Origin of the sequence: Pseudoalteromonas sp. NGC95 (assembly GCF_015864705.1) — a bacterium.
Classification (GTDB): domain Bacteria; phylum Pseudomonadota; class Gammaproteobacteria; order Enterobacterales; family Alteromonadaceae; genus Pseudoalteromonas; species Pseudoalteromonas arctica.
In genome coordinates this window covers 41,937-57,016 of record NZ_JADYWR010000010.1, presented here as the reverse complement: position 1 = coordinate 57,016, position 15,080 = coordinate 41,937, and the positions used below count along the sequence as shown (strand labels likewise).

The following is a 15,080-nucleotide window of genomic DNA, read 5'->3' as shown; positions in this document are numbered from 1 at the left end:
AACGTAAAAAAGGGGCCGAAGCCCCTGCAATTTAGGATATGTTTATAATTTATATGTAAAAAAAGTGATTATATGTGTATATAACGCATAATTTAGTTACATATTAGGGTAGTTTGGGCCACCAGCACCTTCTGGGGTTACCCAGGTAATGTTTTGGCTTGGGTCTTTAATATCGCAGGTTTTACAATGCACACAGTTTTGAGCGTTAATAACAAACTCTTTATTGCCTGCTATTTCTTGTACTTCGTAAACGCCTGCTGGGCAATAACGCTGTGCGGGTTCATCAAATTTAACTAGGTTTACGTTAATAGGAATTGACGCATCTTTGAGCTTTAAATGACAAGGCTGTGATTCTTCGTGGTTAGTATTTGATAAAAACACACTTGAGAGTTTATCAAAGCTAAGGTGTCCATCTGGCTTTGGGTACGCTATTTTGTCAGCGGCGTTAGCATCAACAAGGGTTGAATGATCGGGCGTATTATCTTTAAACGTAAAGGGTAAACCACCATTAAAAATGTTTTGATCAAGCGTGTTATACGCACCCCCTATAAACTTACCAAGTTTGTGCATTGCAGGGCCAAAGTTACGAGATTGATATAACTCTTTATATGCCCACGATTTCTCAAACGCAGTTTGATAATGAGTTAAATCGGTATTTGCCAACTCATTTTGCAATGCTTCAAAAATAACCTCAGCGGCAATCATTCCCGATTTCATTGCAGTGTGATTACCTTTGATTTTTGCAAAATTAAGTGTGCCTGCATCACAACCAACAATTAAGCCACCCGCAAAATGCATTTTTGGTAATGAATGCAAGCCACCTTTAGCAATAGCACGTGCGCCGTAAGCAATACGTTCTGCGCCTTCAAGTACGTTTTTAAATACTGGATGGTGCTTCATACGCTGAAACTCATCGAACGGGCTTAAATGTGGGTTTGAGTAATTTAAGTCAACAATTAAACCTACAACGACTTGGTTGTTTTCACTGTGATACATAAATGCACCACCATTAGTATCGCCGCTAAGTGGCCAACCTGTACCATGAACAACTTTGCCAAGCTCATGCTTACTTTCATCAATTTGCCAAATTTCTTTAAAGCCTAAACCGTAATGCTGCGGCGATGAATCTGCATCAAGTGCAAACTCATTAATTAGCTGCTTACCTAAATGACCTCGGCAGCCTTCAGCAAAAATAGTGTATTTTGCACGAAGCTCCATGCCTGGCATGTAACCGTCTTTTTCATTACCGTCTTTGTCGACACCCATATCGCCAGTAATAATGCCTTTTACTGCTTTATCTTCAATTATTAAAGAGTGTGCGCTAAATCCTGGAAAAATCTCTACGCCTAAGCTTTCAGCTTGCTCTGCTAGCCATCGACATACATTACCCATAGATACAATGTAGTTACCGTCATTATGAAATGTTTTTGGCGTAGCAAAGTGGGGGATTGATGTCGCTTTTTGCTCGTTATTAAACCAATAAATTTCATCGTTAGTTACTTTGGTTGTAACCGGTGCGCCAAGCGCTTGCCAATTTGGTAGCAGTTCATCCAAAGCTTTGGTTTCAAAAACAGCACCAGAGAGTACATGTGCGCCTACTTCGGAACCTTTTTCGACTACGCAAATCATGCACTCTTGTTGTTTTTCTTGTGCTAATTGCGCGAGTTTAATTGCACTTGAAAGCCCCGCAGGGCCAGCGCCAACAATTACTACATCAAATTCCATGGTTTCACGTTCGACCATAATAACCTCTTTATCTATGACGGACTTATTCGAATGTTTACTACGCATTTAAATAAGGTGTACAGCCTATTTTTAACCTTGCAAATTAAACGTTACAGACTGTGAATAGTTAAAGGTTATTTTAGGTTGACGTTTACGTCAACAGGAAGTAGTCTAATTTCATAAAATAAATAAGTTGACGTGCACGTTACCTTGTAGGTTTAAATAATTATGGAGTTCCTATGAAAGTTCTCGTACCAATAAAAAGAGTGATTGATTACAACGTAAAAGCACGCGTTAAAAGTGATAACAGCGACGTGGATTTAACCAACGTTAAAATGGCAATGAACCCGTTTTGTGAAATTGCTATAGAAGAAGCCATTCGCCTTAAAGAAGCCGGTACAGCCAGTGAAGTTGTTGCTGTTACTATTGGTCCTAAAGCATCGCAAGAGCAATTACGTACAGCACTAGCACTGGGTGCCGACAAAGCCATTCACATCGAAACCGATGAAAAGCTCGAGTCACTCCATATTGCAAAGCTACTCGCTAAAATTGTAGAGCAAGAATCTCCTGAACTTATAATTTTAGGTAAACAGTCAATCGATTCAGATAATAATCAAACAGGTCAAATGCTTGCTGCGCTTACTAATCGTGGGCAGGGTACATTTGCATCCAAGGTTGTTATTGAAAATGGCAAAGTAAACGTGACCCGCGAAGTTGATGGGGGCCTGCAAACGGTAGCACTTAATTTACCGGCGGTTGTTACAACTGATTTACGCTTAAACGAGCCTCGTTACGCATCACTGCCAAATATTATGAAAGCCAAACGTAAGCCGCTTGAAGTAATAGCAGCTGATTCGCTTGGTGTTGATTTAACACCGCGTATTCAATTAATAAGTGTAGAAGAGCCAGCTAAACGTACCGCAGGAATTATTGTTGAAGACGTTGCACAGCTTGTAGAAAAATTAAAAACAGAGGCAAAGGTGATTTAAATGAAAACACTCGTAATTGCAGAGCACGACAACGGTGCCTTAAAACCAGAAACCTCAAAAACTATTAACGCTGCAGTAAAAATGGGTTTTCCTGTTGATGTACTTATTGCAGGGAATAGCCTAAGCGTAATGAGCTCACAAGTGGCCAGCATTGATGGCGTAGCTAATGTTTTAGTTGCCGATAATAGCGTCTATGAACATCAGTTAGCTGAGAGCATGACCGATTTAGTTTTATCGCTTAGCGACACCTACAGCCACATTGTTGCAAGTGCAACGACAACAGGCAAAAACTTTATGCCACGAGTTGCTGCGTTATTAGATGTTGCGCAAATTTCTGAAATTATCGCAGTAGTGGACGCAGATACATTTAAACGTCCAATTTATGCAGGTAATGCAATCGCCACGGTTAAATCACTCGACAGTAAAAAAGTAATTACCGTACGTGCCAGTAGCTTTGATTTACAAGGTGAGCAATCAGCAGCGGCTATAACAAGCATTGATACAGTGTCTGATTCGCAATTAAGTAGCTTTGTAAGTGTTGAACAAACAGAGTCTGAACGACCTGAACTTACCGCTGCCACTGTCGTTATATCGGGTGGTCGCGGTATGCAAAACGGTGAAAACTTTGCACTACTTAATGGTATTGCCGATAAACTCGGTGCAGCGATTGGTGCGTCGCGCGCAGCGGTTGATGCAGGCTTTGTACCTAACGACATGCAAGTTGGGCAAACAGGTAAAATTGTAGCACCTAATTTATACATTGCAGTAGGTATTAGCGGTGCTATTCAGCATTTAGCCGGTATGAAAGACTCAAAAGTAATCGTCGCGATTAATAAAGACCCCGATGCACCTATTTTTCAAGTTGCAGATTACGGGTTAGTGGCTGACTTATTTGAAGTACTGCCACAGTTAGAGAGTGCTTTATAGCGCTTAATTAAGCAAAATTTATTCTGGTTGAAAGCCGTGGTGCTCTTTGAGTGCTGCGGCTTTTTTATTAGGTAAATTAAAGACACATAAAAACCAGCCAATTGGCTGGTTTTTATGGCTAACTTAGTATTAGTAAGTTGCGCTGCCTTTAGTACGAGGGAAGGCAATAACGTCACGTACGTTGCCCATACCTGTTACATAAGCAACTAAGCGTTCAAAGCCTAAACCGAAGCCTGAGTGCGGCACGCTACCGTATTTACGTAGATCGCGGTACCAGCTGTAATCTTCTTTGTTTAAGCCCATTTCTTCTAAGCGTGCATCAAGTACATCAAGGCGTTCTTCACGTTGTGAACCACCAATGATCTCACCAATACCTGGTGCTACAATGTCCATTGCGGCAACGGTCTTACCGTCTTCGTTTTGGCGCATGTAGAATGCTTTAATGTCACGTGGATAGTTTTTAATAACTACCGGTGCTTTAAAGTGCTCTTCAGCTAAGTAACGCTCGTGCTCAGACTGTAAATCTACACCCCATTCAACAGCGTACTCAAACTTTTTACCACAGTTTTTAAGGATCTCTACTGCTTCAGTGTAATTTACCTGTGCGAAGTCTTTTTCTACAAATTCTTCTAAACGCGTAATTGCAGTTTTTTCTACACGTTGTGCAAAAAATTCCATGTCATCACGGCGCTCTTCAAGTACGGCTTTAAACACATACTTAAGCATATTTTCAGCAAGTTTTGCGATGTCTTCTAAATCAGCAAACGCAACTTCAGGCTCTACCATCCAAAATTCTGCAAGGTGGCGTGATGTATTTGAATTTTCTGCACGGAATGTTGGGCCAAACGTGTAAATTTTTGACATTGCAGACGCGTAAGTTTCGCCATTTAACTGGCCAGATACAGTAAGGAATGCTTCTTTACCGAAGAAATCTTCGCTGTAATCAACTTCGCCTTTGTCTGTAAGCGGTAAGTTTTGCATATCAAGCGTAGACACACGGAACATTTCGCCAGCACCTTCACAGTCACTTGCCGTAATAATTGGCGTGCTGATCCAGTAAAAGCCTTGCTCGTGGTAAAAACGGTGAATAGCTTGTGCTAAACAGTTACGTACACGAGTTACCGCGCCAATCATATTTGTACGAGGGCGAAGGTGAGCGTGCTCACGTAAGTACTCAATGCTGTGGCGCTTTGCCGACATTGGGTATGAATCTGGGTTTTCTACCCAACCTAATACAGTCACTGTATTAGCTTGAATTTCGTAAGATTGACCTTGGCCAGCAGATTGTACTAAAACACCAGTAACCGACACAGAACAACCGGCTGTTAAGCTAGTAACTTCATCATAATTATTCAGTGAATTAGGAACTACCGCTTGAATAGGATCAAAACACGAACCGTCATGAACGGCTAAAAATGAAATTCCTGCTTTTGAATCGCGGCGAGTACGGATCCAGCCCTTAATTGTTACTTGGCTGTCTACCGCAACATTGCCTTTTAATAGCTCTGAAATCGCTAAATGGCTCATCTTCACTCCAATGATATAAGTTGCCTAACTATTTTATTTTAACTGTGCGCAGCACTCGGGCATAAATTGCACATAAACGGCGCTGCACTTGAACCCTGTATCTTACCTAGTAAAGTTGAATAAAAAAACTATTGTGGGCAACTCTTTAAAAGTTTTTATGCATGCGGTTTATTTTTAAACAGTTTTTAGAGTTTAATTGCTACTATTATGATTTGTTGCTCTTAAATTTAATGATTTTGTGGCATTATTAACAAACAAATCAAATTAATATTTATTCACACTTAAAAAATCGATGCTATGAAACAAGTTTTTATTTTACGAGGACTACCAGGAAGCGGTAAGTCTTACTACGCGCAAAGCCTTGCTGACGAATTAGGTGGAGTTGACGAAAGCCAATACCTAATCTGCTCAACTGATGATTACTTTATTAATGAGCATGGCGAATATCATTTCGATAAATTTAAATTGTCGCAATTTCATAATTTAAATTTAGCGCGCTTTATAAATGCACTTGCTCAAGGTATGCCATTGGTGATTGTAGATAACACCAATATTAAAAAGTGGGAATTTATAGCTTACACTCAAGCTGCTGTTGCTTTAGGTTATCAAGTAAAAGAAGTGATAGTGGGTGAAGTGAAAGACAAATCAATGCAGCACTTATATGCTAAACGTAACTCGCATAATGTTCCGCTTAAAACAATAAGCAAAATGGCCTACATGTTTGAGTGGTAGTGCTAAATTTTAGACAGCACGTCTAAATTATTTTGAGTTATAGTATCTAAATGAGCAGTGATTTTTTCATTGCTCCAATCCCACCAAGCTATATCTAGCAGCGTATTTATTGTTCTATAGTCAAATATAAAAAACCTACTTGAGGAAAACCTTCCATTGGTGAAGGATTATTGGGGTTTGGTCCGTTCATGGGGTTCCCTCTAATTAATTATGGACGTGTTACTTTTCAGCATACTTTTGTTTAATTGCTAAAATTTCTTCTTGAACTGCAAAAAAAGCATCCACTACTGCGGGGTCAAAGTGCTTCCCACTACCTTCTTTAATAATGGCAAATGTTTTTTCTTGTGAGAATGATTTTTTATAAGGACGTTTTGACGAGAGAGCATCAAATACATCAGCAATAGCAACTACGCGTGCTGCAATTGGAATTTCATTACCTTTTAAGCCATCAGGATAACCAGAGCCGTCCCATTTTTCATGATGTGAGCGGGCAATAATTTCACCGAGTTTAATAACCTCAGAATCAGAACCTGAAAGTATGCTAGCGCCTACAACGGTGTGCTGTTTCATTATTTCCCATTCTGCAGCATCTAATTGTCCTGCTTTTAGCAAAATATGGTCAGGTGTAGAAATCTTTCCGAGGTCATGCATCGACGCTGAAAATAAAATATTTTCAACTGTTCCCTCATCTAGCCCTACACTGCGTGCAACGGCCTCAGAATACAAACTCATGCGTTGAATGTGCGCACCCGTTTCTTCATCTTTGTATTCAGCAGCTTTGGTTAGCCTATTAATTGTTTCTAGTGATGCGGCTTTAATGCTTTGCATTGCTTGCTTTAGTGATTCAGTTCTTTGAGCAACTTCAGCTTCTAATTGTTTCTGATAATTTGTTCTTAAATCGTTATAGTCTTTAATCTTAAGAAGGGACTTAACGCGCGATAATAGCTCGTTTTTATCTACAGGCTTTGTAATAAAATCATCGCAACCAGCATCAATCCCTTTAACTCGCTCTTTTGTCTCTCTTAAAGCAGTAATAAGGACGATAGGTAATAGCTTTAATAGGGCGTCTTCTCTAACACGGCGTGTTACTTCAAAACCGTTCAGACCGGGCATCATTATATCAAGTAAAATAAGGTCTACAGGTTGTTGTGCTAAGATATCTAATGCTTGTTGCCCGCCAGTCGCTGTTACTGTTTTATATCCCTTGGGTTCAAGATAAGCTTGCATGAGTTCAATATTTTGAAGGTTGTCATCTACAACCAAAATTAAAGGGCTATCTTTCATTAACTGTTCCTGTGTATCAAGGTTTAAATAATTGTAGTCATTACTTTATATATAAACTTATTTGTTGAGCAAACGTGCGTGTATCTATAGGCTTAGAAATATACGCACTGTTAGGTATACACAGTAATTGGTCTATATCTGCGGGTAAAACAGAAGCGGTAACAAAAACAATAGGAATATCTGCCGTTTCTTTTTCATCACGCAAAATTTTCGCAACTTCTGTTCCAGACATATCTGGGAGTTGGACATCTAATATAATAATTTTTGGAGTCTCACGCTTTATTGTTAAAAGCGCATCTCTTGCATTCATAGCAGTGAATACTTCAAAATTTGCCATGAGTAAAAGATCTTCCTCTAGCAATAGGTTATTCGCATTATCATCAACTATAACTATTTTGGTTTTCATTATGCTTTACCACAGACTTTTGTTTAATTGGCAAAGTTATACGAACCGATGTGCCTTTATTAACACCTTCAGATTCAATAACAAACTCGCCTCCATGCAACTTTACTAGACTTTTTGCGATTGGCAGCCCAAGTCCTGTACCTTCTGTTAATCTAGAATAGGGGGTTTCTATGCGAAAAAAACCTTCAAATATTTTTTCCATATTTTCAGCAGCAATACCTATACCCGTATCCCAAATTATTATTTCTATTTCTGTATCAGTATGTCGTGTTTTAACGCCAATTTGACCCTCATCGGGTGTAAACTTCACTGCATTTGAAAGCAAATTATAAAGTATCTGTTTAACCTTAAGGGAGTCAGCTTCAATTGGTGGCAAGTCATCAGCAATATCAAGACACATATTCAATTTTTTCTGGTTAGCTGTATCTGCTGTAAGCCCTGTAATTTCGTGCAATACTTGGCGTATCGGCAAATGAGAGATGGTGAGACTCATTTTTCCTGCTTCAATCTTTGCCATATCCAGTATTTCATTAATAAGTAACAGTAAATGTTTGCCGCTCACCAATACATTTTTAACATACTGTTTTTGTTTGTCATTTAAAGTGCCAAATGTTTCGTCGTAGAGCACCTCAGAAAAACCATTTATAGAATTAAGTGGGGTTCTCAGTTCATGCGACATATTTGCTAAAAACTCTGATTTAACTCGAGCAGCACTTTCTAAGTCACTCGTTAGCACTTCTAGCTCTTTATTCGCTTTTACGAGTCCTTCTTGAATCGCGTTACGTTCAGTAATGTCCTCGATAGACAATAAAATAATACGATCTTTTGACTGAGTACGTTTAATTTGCCTTGCGTTGAGCAGCATTGTACGCCAACCAATTGTTTTAAAATTGTGCTCAACTTTATAATCATCAAAGCTCGTTTTTTGAGGCAATATGGTTTCTAATAATTCACGAAGCTTGGGAATGTTCCATTGATTATTACCAAGGTTGTATATTAGTTTCCCGACTGTGTCTTTATGATTAGCGCGAAAAAACTCATAAAATGAGCGGCTTGCTGTAACTACTCTTAAATGTTGGTCTAAAACAATCAGTGGTTCTCGAACCGTGTTTACAATACTTTCGGAGTATTCTAAGAGTTCTTTCTTGGTACTTATTTTATTCACTATCTAGATCCTTTGTACCATTAAGGGCTGAACAACTTTATAAACGTTTAAAGGATAATTAAGGTTCAGCAATGCTTGAATATAGCTTTATTTTTATAATACGTTCGCTAAAAGCAATGCTTAATAATGTGTTTTAATGTTTGTGTGTGGTTTTAACTAATATAAAAGGCGTAACCTGATAAGTGATATCTGAGAGGAACTATTTAACATTAATCTTTGTTCAGTAAACAGCAACAGCTGATTAATAGCAAGAGGTTCATAATTTAACCTGCATATTATTGTTGTTTATTGGCTATAGTGAGCTTTTTAAAGGTAAAAAGTATTAGTTTTAAGCGAGATAGGGTTTTAACGGGGAACGTATTTAAACTGAATTTTGGGTCTAAATAGTAAGTATTGATGTAGGTATTAATGTTTAAATTAATGCCTACATCAATATTTTAATCAGTCTATAGATTTATAAACCGCTAATGGGTGCGAGGTACTTAGTGATACATGCACTTCGTCGCCAGGGTTTACAACAACTTCATGGCTTACTCGGCTAGTTACAACCGTAGAGCATGCAAGTTTTACAGCGCACAAGCGACTGCCACCTTCAAAACGTACCCAAATTACTTCGCCGTTATTGCCAACACTGCTTTGTACAAGTAACACATCGTCTGGTCGAAGTAGTACATCAACGTCGCCACTTTCACAGTCAACGCCATGAGCGGGTGCATTACCAATTGAGGTAGTGGCTTGTCCTTGGCTAAATTGGCCGCTAATAAAGCTGGCTTCACCTAAAAAGCGTGCCACAAAGCGATTATTTGGGGTACTAAAGCAGCGCTCGGGTGTATCGATTTGCTGAATTTTGCCGCCTTTAAGTACACCAACACGATCGCCAACTGAGAGTGCTTCTTCTTGGTCGTGTGTTACCCAAATCGCCGGTACGCCAGCTGCTTTAAGTGCGTTTCTAATATCCCAACGAAGCATGTCTTTAAGGGCGGCATCTAAGTTTGAAAGCGGCTCATCAAGCAATACAAAATCAGGTTGGTGGGCAAGGGTGCGCGCAAGTGCAACACGTTGCTTTTGTCCGCCAGAAAGCGTAGCTGGTTTTTTATCTCTAAAATCGCTCAGTCCAAGTAGGTTTATCCAATACTCAGCAGGGGCTGTATCTTTTAATCTAAAGCAAATGTTTTGCTGTACGGTTAAGTGCGGAAATAACGCAAAATCTTGAAATACCATACCTACACTGCGTTTTTCAGGAGGTATTGTTAATTTGGGTGTAGCGCGCCATTTACCCGTGTTTATTTCGCCTTCGCTAATAGGTATAAGGCCAGCAAGGGCTTGTAAAATTGTACTTTTACCGCAACCTGTTGGCCCTACAAGCATAAGGATTTCGTTTTCACCCAGCGATAAGTTTAAATCGCTTACTACGCGGTTACTGCCATAATCTATAGACAACTGACTTACAGATAGCATTGTTTCTTAAATCCTTAATGTTCAAACTGGTTGCGTTTTTCGCCAGACATCATAATAGCTAACCCGCAGGCAGATATCACTACTAACAATAATCCAGGAATAGCAGCGCGACCAAAATAGCCCGCTTCGTATACACGCCATAAATAGGTAGAGAGGGTTTCAAACCCTGTTGGGCCAAGTAATAGCGTGGCTTCTAGTTCGCGCATTGACTCTAAAAACACCAGTGCTGCACCGGCAATAATACCGCGCATTGTTAAAGGCAGTGTTATACGAGTAAATACTTCACGTGGGCTTGCCCCTAATACGCGCGCAGACTTTACTAAGCTTGGGTCTAAGTGTTCGGTGCTTGTTCTAACAGAGCCCACAGCAAGTGGTAAAAATCGCAGCATATAAGCAATAATAAGCAATCCCAGTGTTTGATATAAAAACGGTAACTGCAAACCACCGTAAACAAGCGCTGTGCCCATTACTATACCCGGAATACCAAAACCAAAGTAAGTAACACGTTCCATTATACGACCCGCTTTTCCACTAAGTGCGGCATGTGCAACGGGGATCGCAACGATAACGGCTACAATTGCCGCAATACCCGATGCATACGTAGAGTTCCACGCAATATTAAAATCAAATGAGCTAAAACCATCACGAGCTAACCAAAGCGAAAATATAGCCAAAGGCAAGCCAATAGCGAGCAGTAAAACAGGTGCAAATGTAATAAATATTGCACTTAACTGTAGTTTGCTTGGGAATAAAATTAACGGGCGACCTTGGCGCTCAGGGGCTGTTTTTATTTGTGATTCAACTAAAAGTAAAAAGCCAACAATAACCATCAGTTGAAGCGAAAGCATGGCTGCGCGCCCTAACGCAAAAGCGTTGTATTCAACGTAAATTACGCGGGTAAACGTATCTAAGCGCATCATTGCGGGTGTGCCAAAGTCTGATAATGTATAAAGGGCGACTAACAAAGAGCCTGCTGCAATACCGTTAACTACGCGCGGTAATATAACTTTAAATATACTTTGCGTCATCGACATACCCAGCGTACGCGCGGCATTAACCATGCTTGCATCAAGGCTTAGTAGGGATGAGCGAGTTGTCATCATTACAAACGGGAAAGTATAAAGCGTCATCACAATTGCAGCGCCTGTTAGGCCATACATTGATGGTGTTTCTATTCCTGTTAAGGTGTTTATTTCGCCACCGGGGCCAAAAGCAGCATAAAGTGTAAACGCGCCAATATAACTGGGGATTGCCAGCGGCGCTGCAAATACAACCAGCCAGAGTTTTTTAAATGGCAAATGCACATACGCGCTAATAAACGCCAGTGGCACACCAATTAAAATAGATCCGAGTACCGTTAAACCCATTAACGATAACGTGTTACCTAAAATTTGAAGATTGTGGGTGTCAAACACTGAGCTTGCATCGCTTGCAAGCACTATTAATACATAAACAGGGGTAAGCGCAACAAGCGCTGCAAGCAGCGCCATTGGATAAGAGGCAGGTATTCTCATTACAATACGCCGCTGCTACGCATCAAATCTATAGTAGGGCGTAAATCAGCAAGCTGTGTTAAATCTACTTTAGGTGGAGAAATATTAGCAAGTGATGGTAGACCCTCAGGTTGGGTAATACCATTTACTAACGGAATTTCGTACGCTTCACTGGCTAAGTAACCTTGTACTTCTTTACTTAGTAAGTAACGCATAAAGTTAGTAGCAAGCGGATCGTCGTTAAGCGCTAATACACCCGATGCATTAACTAAACAGCCAGCATCATTTTGTGTAAATGCTAAATCAAGCTTAGCATCAGGCTTGCCTGATTTTAAACGCAATGTGTAATAATGATTAGCAAAACCAATATCAACTTCACCGCGTTCAACGCCCATAACAACACCTAATTCTCCAGCGTATGTTTTAGCACGTTTTTTTATCTTTTTAAGCCACTTAGCGGTTTTGTCGTCGCCTTCTAAAATTCGCATTGCGGTTACAAACGATTGAAAAGAAGCGTAGGCGGGCGCCCAACCAATACTTAAATCGCTGTCGGCAATTTCCATAATACTTGTTGGAATTTGATCTTTGGTCAAACGCGACGTGTTATATGGCAATGTACGAATACGGCCAGTTACTGGAGCCCACTCTTTATATCTAAATTGTGGTTGTAACTGAGCAGATAAATCACCTGGGATAGGTTGTGCAAGGCCTGCATCGGTTACTAAACCAATTGCGCCTGAATCAACCGCCCAAAATAAATCAGCGCGGCGAACGCCGGCTTTAGCTTCTGCAACAATCGTATTTGCTAAAGCAGCAGTAGGACCTCGGCGTATACCGAGTTTAAAGTCTGGATTTTTTTTCTGGATTGCTTGCAATACGTTTTCATACAAACCACCTTCGCCTCGGCCTAAATAAAGGGTTAACTCGCCTTTAAGCTTTGGTAAATCATCAACAGAAACTGGGTTTGCTATATCAGCGGCTAGCGCACGAGAAAGAGGCAGTGGCAATGAGCCAACCACCCCTAACGCAGCTAGGCCTTGAATAAAGGTCCTACGCTTCACTTAAAATACATCCTTACGGGCTTTTTCGGCTTTTTCTATTAAAACCTTAGCGCGGTCTAATTTTGTTTGCATATCACTGATCACATCGCGTACTTCATCGACGCTTTTGCTGTTTTTAATTGCTAGTGGCAGTGTTACGTTAAAGTCTTTTTCCAGCACTTCAACTAGGTTAGCGTCTTGCTCAATAAGTGTACCTTCAACGCCTTCAAACAGGTGTAGGTAAGTATCGTGAACAATTTCAGTTGCTTCGTCTTGTAAACGCTCAGCAAATTTAGCTACTACACGGTCTAATTTGTGCTTAATTTCATCAATTGTGGCACTTTGTGTCATTTCTTTTGTAGCGGTTGCTTTTACAGTGTCTAACAAGCCTTTTTGCTGGAATTTTGCAGCAAGCTTAACAGCCCCAAGGCCTTGCCACAAGGCTATGTTCATCGCTTTTTGTTGTTTACGAACTTCCTCAGCAGGCTGTTTATTATCAATGGCCATTTTTACGCCATAAAGACCCTGCCAAATAGAAGCGTATACCGGTACGAAGTTAGTTTCTATTGCGCTGTGAAACTTAACTGACTCCCAGTATTCAATTAAATCATCAGTTTTTACAGCTTTTGCGCCTTTAGTGTCGTAGTCGCTTACCATGGTATCAACTTTGCCTACCATCCATTCTACTTCTTCTGCGTAACTTTTAAGGTTAGCTTGAAGATGATTAACATGCTCGCCAATAGGGCCGTTAGCTAATACTGGTTGAGCCATAAACGCCGAGGCTAGTAAAAGGCTTGCACCTAAAGTTTTGGCTGGTTTAAATAGTAATTTCATAGCAAAGAAGTCCAAAAAGGTAATTGTAAATGATAGACATTATCATATAGCTAATAGTTAACGAGATCAATAACCACAAACTCGCTTAATAGATAAAAACACTAAATGTAGCGGTAGGTTACAGAAAATAGCCCTATAACCTGTATTAGGATTAGTTATTGAGACCGACTATTAAGCGTAATGCTTGCCTTTAATGGCATTATAAATGGCATCACACAGTGTTTTTATACTTGTGTCGTCACTTATATACGGTGGCATAAGGTAAATTAGTTTACCGAATGGGCGTATCCATACACCTTGCTCTACAAAATAAGCCTGAATTTTAGCAACATCAACATTGCCCGCAGCCTCGTTTAGTTCAACAACGCCTATTGCACCTAAGGTACGTACATTGGCAACCGCATCTAGTTCACTGCATTTATTAAGTTGTTGTAGTTGGGTGTTTATTTGGCTTATTCGTTGTTGCCAGTTTTGCTCTAGTAATAAATCAATACTTGCGCAGGCCGCAGCACAGGCAAGCGGGTTACCCATAAACGTAGGACCATGCATTAAAACACCTGCTTCACCTTCGCTTATGCCAATGGCTATTTTATCGCTAGTGATAGTGGCTGATAACGTCATTGAGCCGCCAGTTAATGCTTTACCAATACACATTATATCGGGCTCTATATTGGCGTGCTCTACAGCAAATAATTTACCTGTACGGCCAAAGCCTGTGGCAATTTCGTCGCAAATTAGCAATACGTTATATTGCGTACATAACTTACGCACGCAGGCTAAATAATCAGGGTGATAAAAGTTCATCCCACCCGCGTTTTGTACAATAGGCTCAATTATGAAGGCGGCAACTTGGCTGTGATTTGCTTTAAAGTATTCTTCAAGCTCTTTGGCTTCAGCTTGGTTAAACTCGCCCCCAAATTGACTAACCGGTGCAGGTACAAAAACGTGTTCAGGTAAAAAGCCTGAATATAAACTATGCATTGAGTTAACGGGGTCGCATACGCTCATGGCTGCAAAGGTGTCGCCATGGTAGCCCTTGTAAGGCGTCATTAATTTTTGTTTTGTTGTAATGCCTTGGCTTAACCAATACTGCAGCGCCATTTTTATTGCTACTTCAACACTTACCGATCCGCTGTCGGCTAAAAACACTTTAGTTAAACTAGGCGGCGTTATATTTACTATTTTTTTGCACAGCTCAACCGCGCTGTTATGCGTAATACCGCCAAACATAATGTGGCTCATACAGTTGATTTGCTCAATCATGGCGTTATTTATAACAGGGTGGTTATAGCCATGTATTGCGCTCCACCACGAGGCCATGCCATCGATTAATTGCTCGCCAGTTTCAAGGTGAATAATGTTGTGATTTGCATGTGTAACGGGATATACCGGAATTGGCTTAGTCATAGATGTATATGGGTGCCAAATGTGCTCACGATCAAAATCAAGGTCAATCGTATTCTTTTTAATCATATGTAAACTTTATCTTGGTGGGCTTCG

Annotated in this window: 13 protein-coding genes; 3 read left to right on the top strand and 10 right to left on the bottom strand. The window is 40.2% G+C overall.

What is annotated here, in order from left to right:
• Positions 1-96: 96 nt before the first annotated feature.
• Positions 97-1,743, bottom strand: a complete 1,647-nt coding sequence (locus I6E70_RS10985) for an electron transfer flavoprotein-ubiquinone oxidoreductase (protein ID WP_197188710.1) — start codon at positions 1,741-1,743, stop codon at positions 97-99.
• Between the two features lie 221 nt (positions 1,744-1,964).
• On the opposite strand from I6E70_RS10985, the gene I6E70_RS10980 reads away from it, so the two are divergent.
• Positions 1,965-2,714 (top strand): electron transfer flavoprotein subunit beta/FixA family protein, encoded by a 750-nt coding sequence (locus I6E70_RS10980; protein ID WP_197188709.1) that lies wholly within the window; start codon positions 1,965-1,967, stop codon positions 2,712-2,714.
• Positions 2,715-3,641 (top strand): electron transfer flavoprotein subunit alpha/FixB family protein, encoded by a 927-nt coding sequence (locus I6E70_RS10975; protein ID WP_197188708.1) that lies wholly within the window; start codon positions 2,715-2,717, stop codon positions 3,639-3,641. It abuts the gene before it with no gap.
• 129 nt (positions 3,642-3,770) lie between these two features.
• On the opposite strand, the gene asnS is transcribed toward I6E70_RS10975, so the two are convergent.
• Complete coding sequence (asnS, locus tag I6E70_RS10970) at positions 3,771-5,168, bottom strand: asparagine--tRNA ligase (RefSeq protein ID WP_010552735.1); 1,398 nt, start codon at positions 5,166-5,168, stop codon at positions 3,771-3,773.
• 297 nt (positions 5,169-5,465) lie between these two features.
• Here asnS and I6E70_RS10965 point away from each other — a divergent pair, with 297 nt between their 5' ends.
• The gene (locus I6E70_RS10965) at positions 5,466-5,900 is read left to right on the top strand and encodes an ATP-binding protein (RefSeq protein ID WP_010552736.1); all 435 of its coding nucleotides are present in this window, start codon (positions 5,466-5,468) and stop codon (positions 5,898-5,900) included.
• Between the two features lie 219 nt (positions 5,901-6,119).
• On the opposite strand, the gene I6E70_RS10960 is transcribed toward I6E70_RS10965, so the two are convergent.
• From I6E70_RS10960 to bioA, 8 genes are all read right to left on the bottom strand, one after another.
• Positions 6,120-7,184 (bottom strand): HD domain-containing phosphohydrolase, encoded by a 1,065-nt coding sequence (locus I6E70_RS10960; protein ID WP_197188707.1) that lies wholly within the window; start codon positions 7,182-7,184, stop codon positions 6,120-6,122.
• A gap of 40 nt (positions 7,185-7,224) precedes the next feature.
• Positions 7,225-7,590 carry a response regulator gene (locus I6E70_RS10955; protein ID WP_010552738.1) on the bottom strand — a complete coding sequence of 122 codons (366 nt, stop codon included), beginning with the start codon at positions 7,588-7,590 and terminating at the stop codon, positions 7,225-7,227.
• Positions 7,565-8,755 (bottom strand): sensor histidine kinase, encoded by a 1,191-nt coding sequence (locus I6E70_RS20870; RefSeq protein WP_010552739.1) that lies wholly within the window; start codon positions 8,753-8,755, stop codon positions 7,565-7,567. Before I6E70_RS20870 ends, I6E70_RS10955 begins: the two co-directional genes overlap by 26 nt.
• 441 nt (positions 8,756-9,196) lie before the next feature.
• Positions 9,197-10,213 (bottom strand): ABC transporter ATP-binding protein, encoded by a 1,017-nt coding sequence (locus I6E70_RS10945; RefSeq protein ID WP_007586793.1) that lies wholly within the window; start codon positions 10,211-10,213, stop codon positions 9,197-9,199.
• Positions 10,214-10,227: 14 nt separating this feature from the next.
• Positions 10,228-11,727, bottom strand: coding sequence for an ABC transporter permease (locus I6E70_RS10940; RefSeq protein WP_024589223.1), 1,500 nt, complete (start codon positions 11,725-11,727; stop codon positions 10,228-10,230).
• Positions 11,727-12,767: an extracellular solute-binding protein gene (locus I6E70_RS10935; protein ID WP_010552741.1), complete on the bottom strand. Its 1,041-nt coding sequence runs from the start codon at positions 12,765-12,767 to the stop codon at positions 11,727-11,729. Before I6E70_RS10935 ends, I6E70_RS10940 begins: the two co-directional genes overlap by 1 nt.
• Positions 12,768-13,580, bottom strand: coding sequence for a hypothetical protein (locus tag I6E70_RS10930; protein WP_007586790.1), 813 nt, complete (start codon positions 13,578-13,580; stop codon positions 12,768-12,770).
• Between the two features lie 171 nt (positions 13,581-13,751).
• The gene (gene bioA / locus I6E70_RS10925) at positions 13,752-15,053 is read right to left on the bottom strand and encodes an adenosylmethionine--8-amino-7-oxononanoate transaminase (protein WP_197188706.1); all 1,302 of its coding nucleotides are present in this window, start codon (positions 15,051-15,053) and stop codon (positions 13,752-13,754) included.
• Positions 15,054-15,080 lie beyond the last annotated feature (27 nt).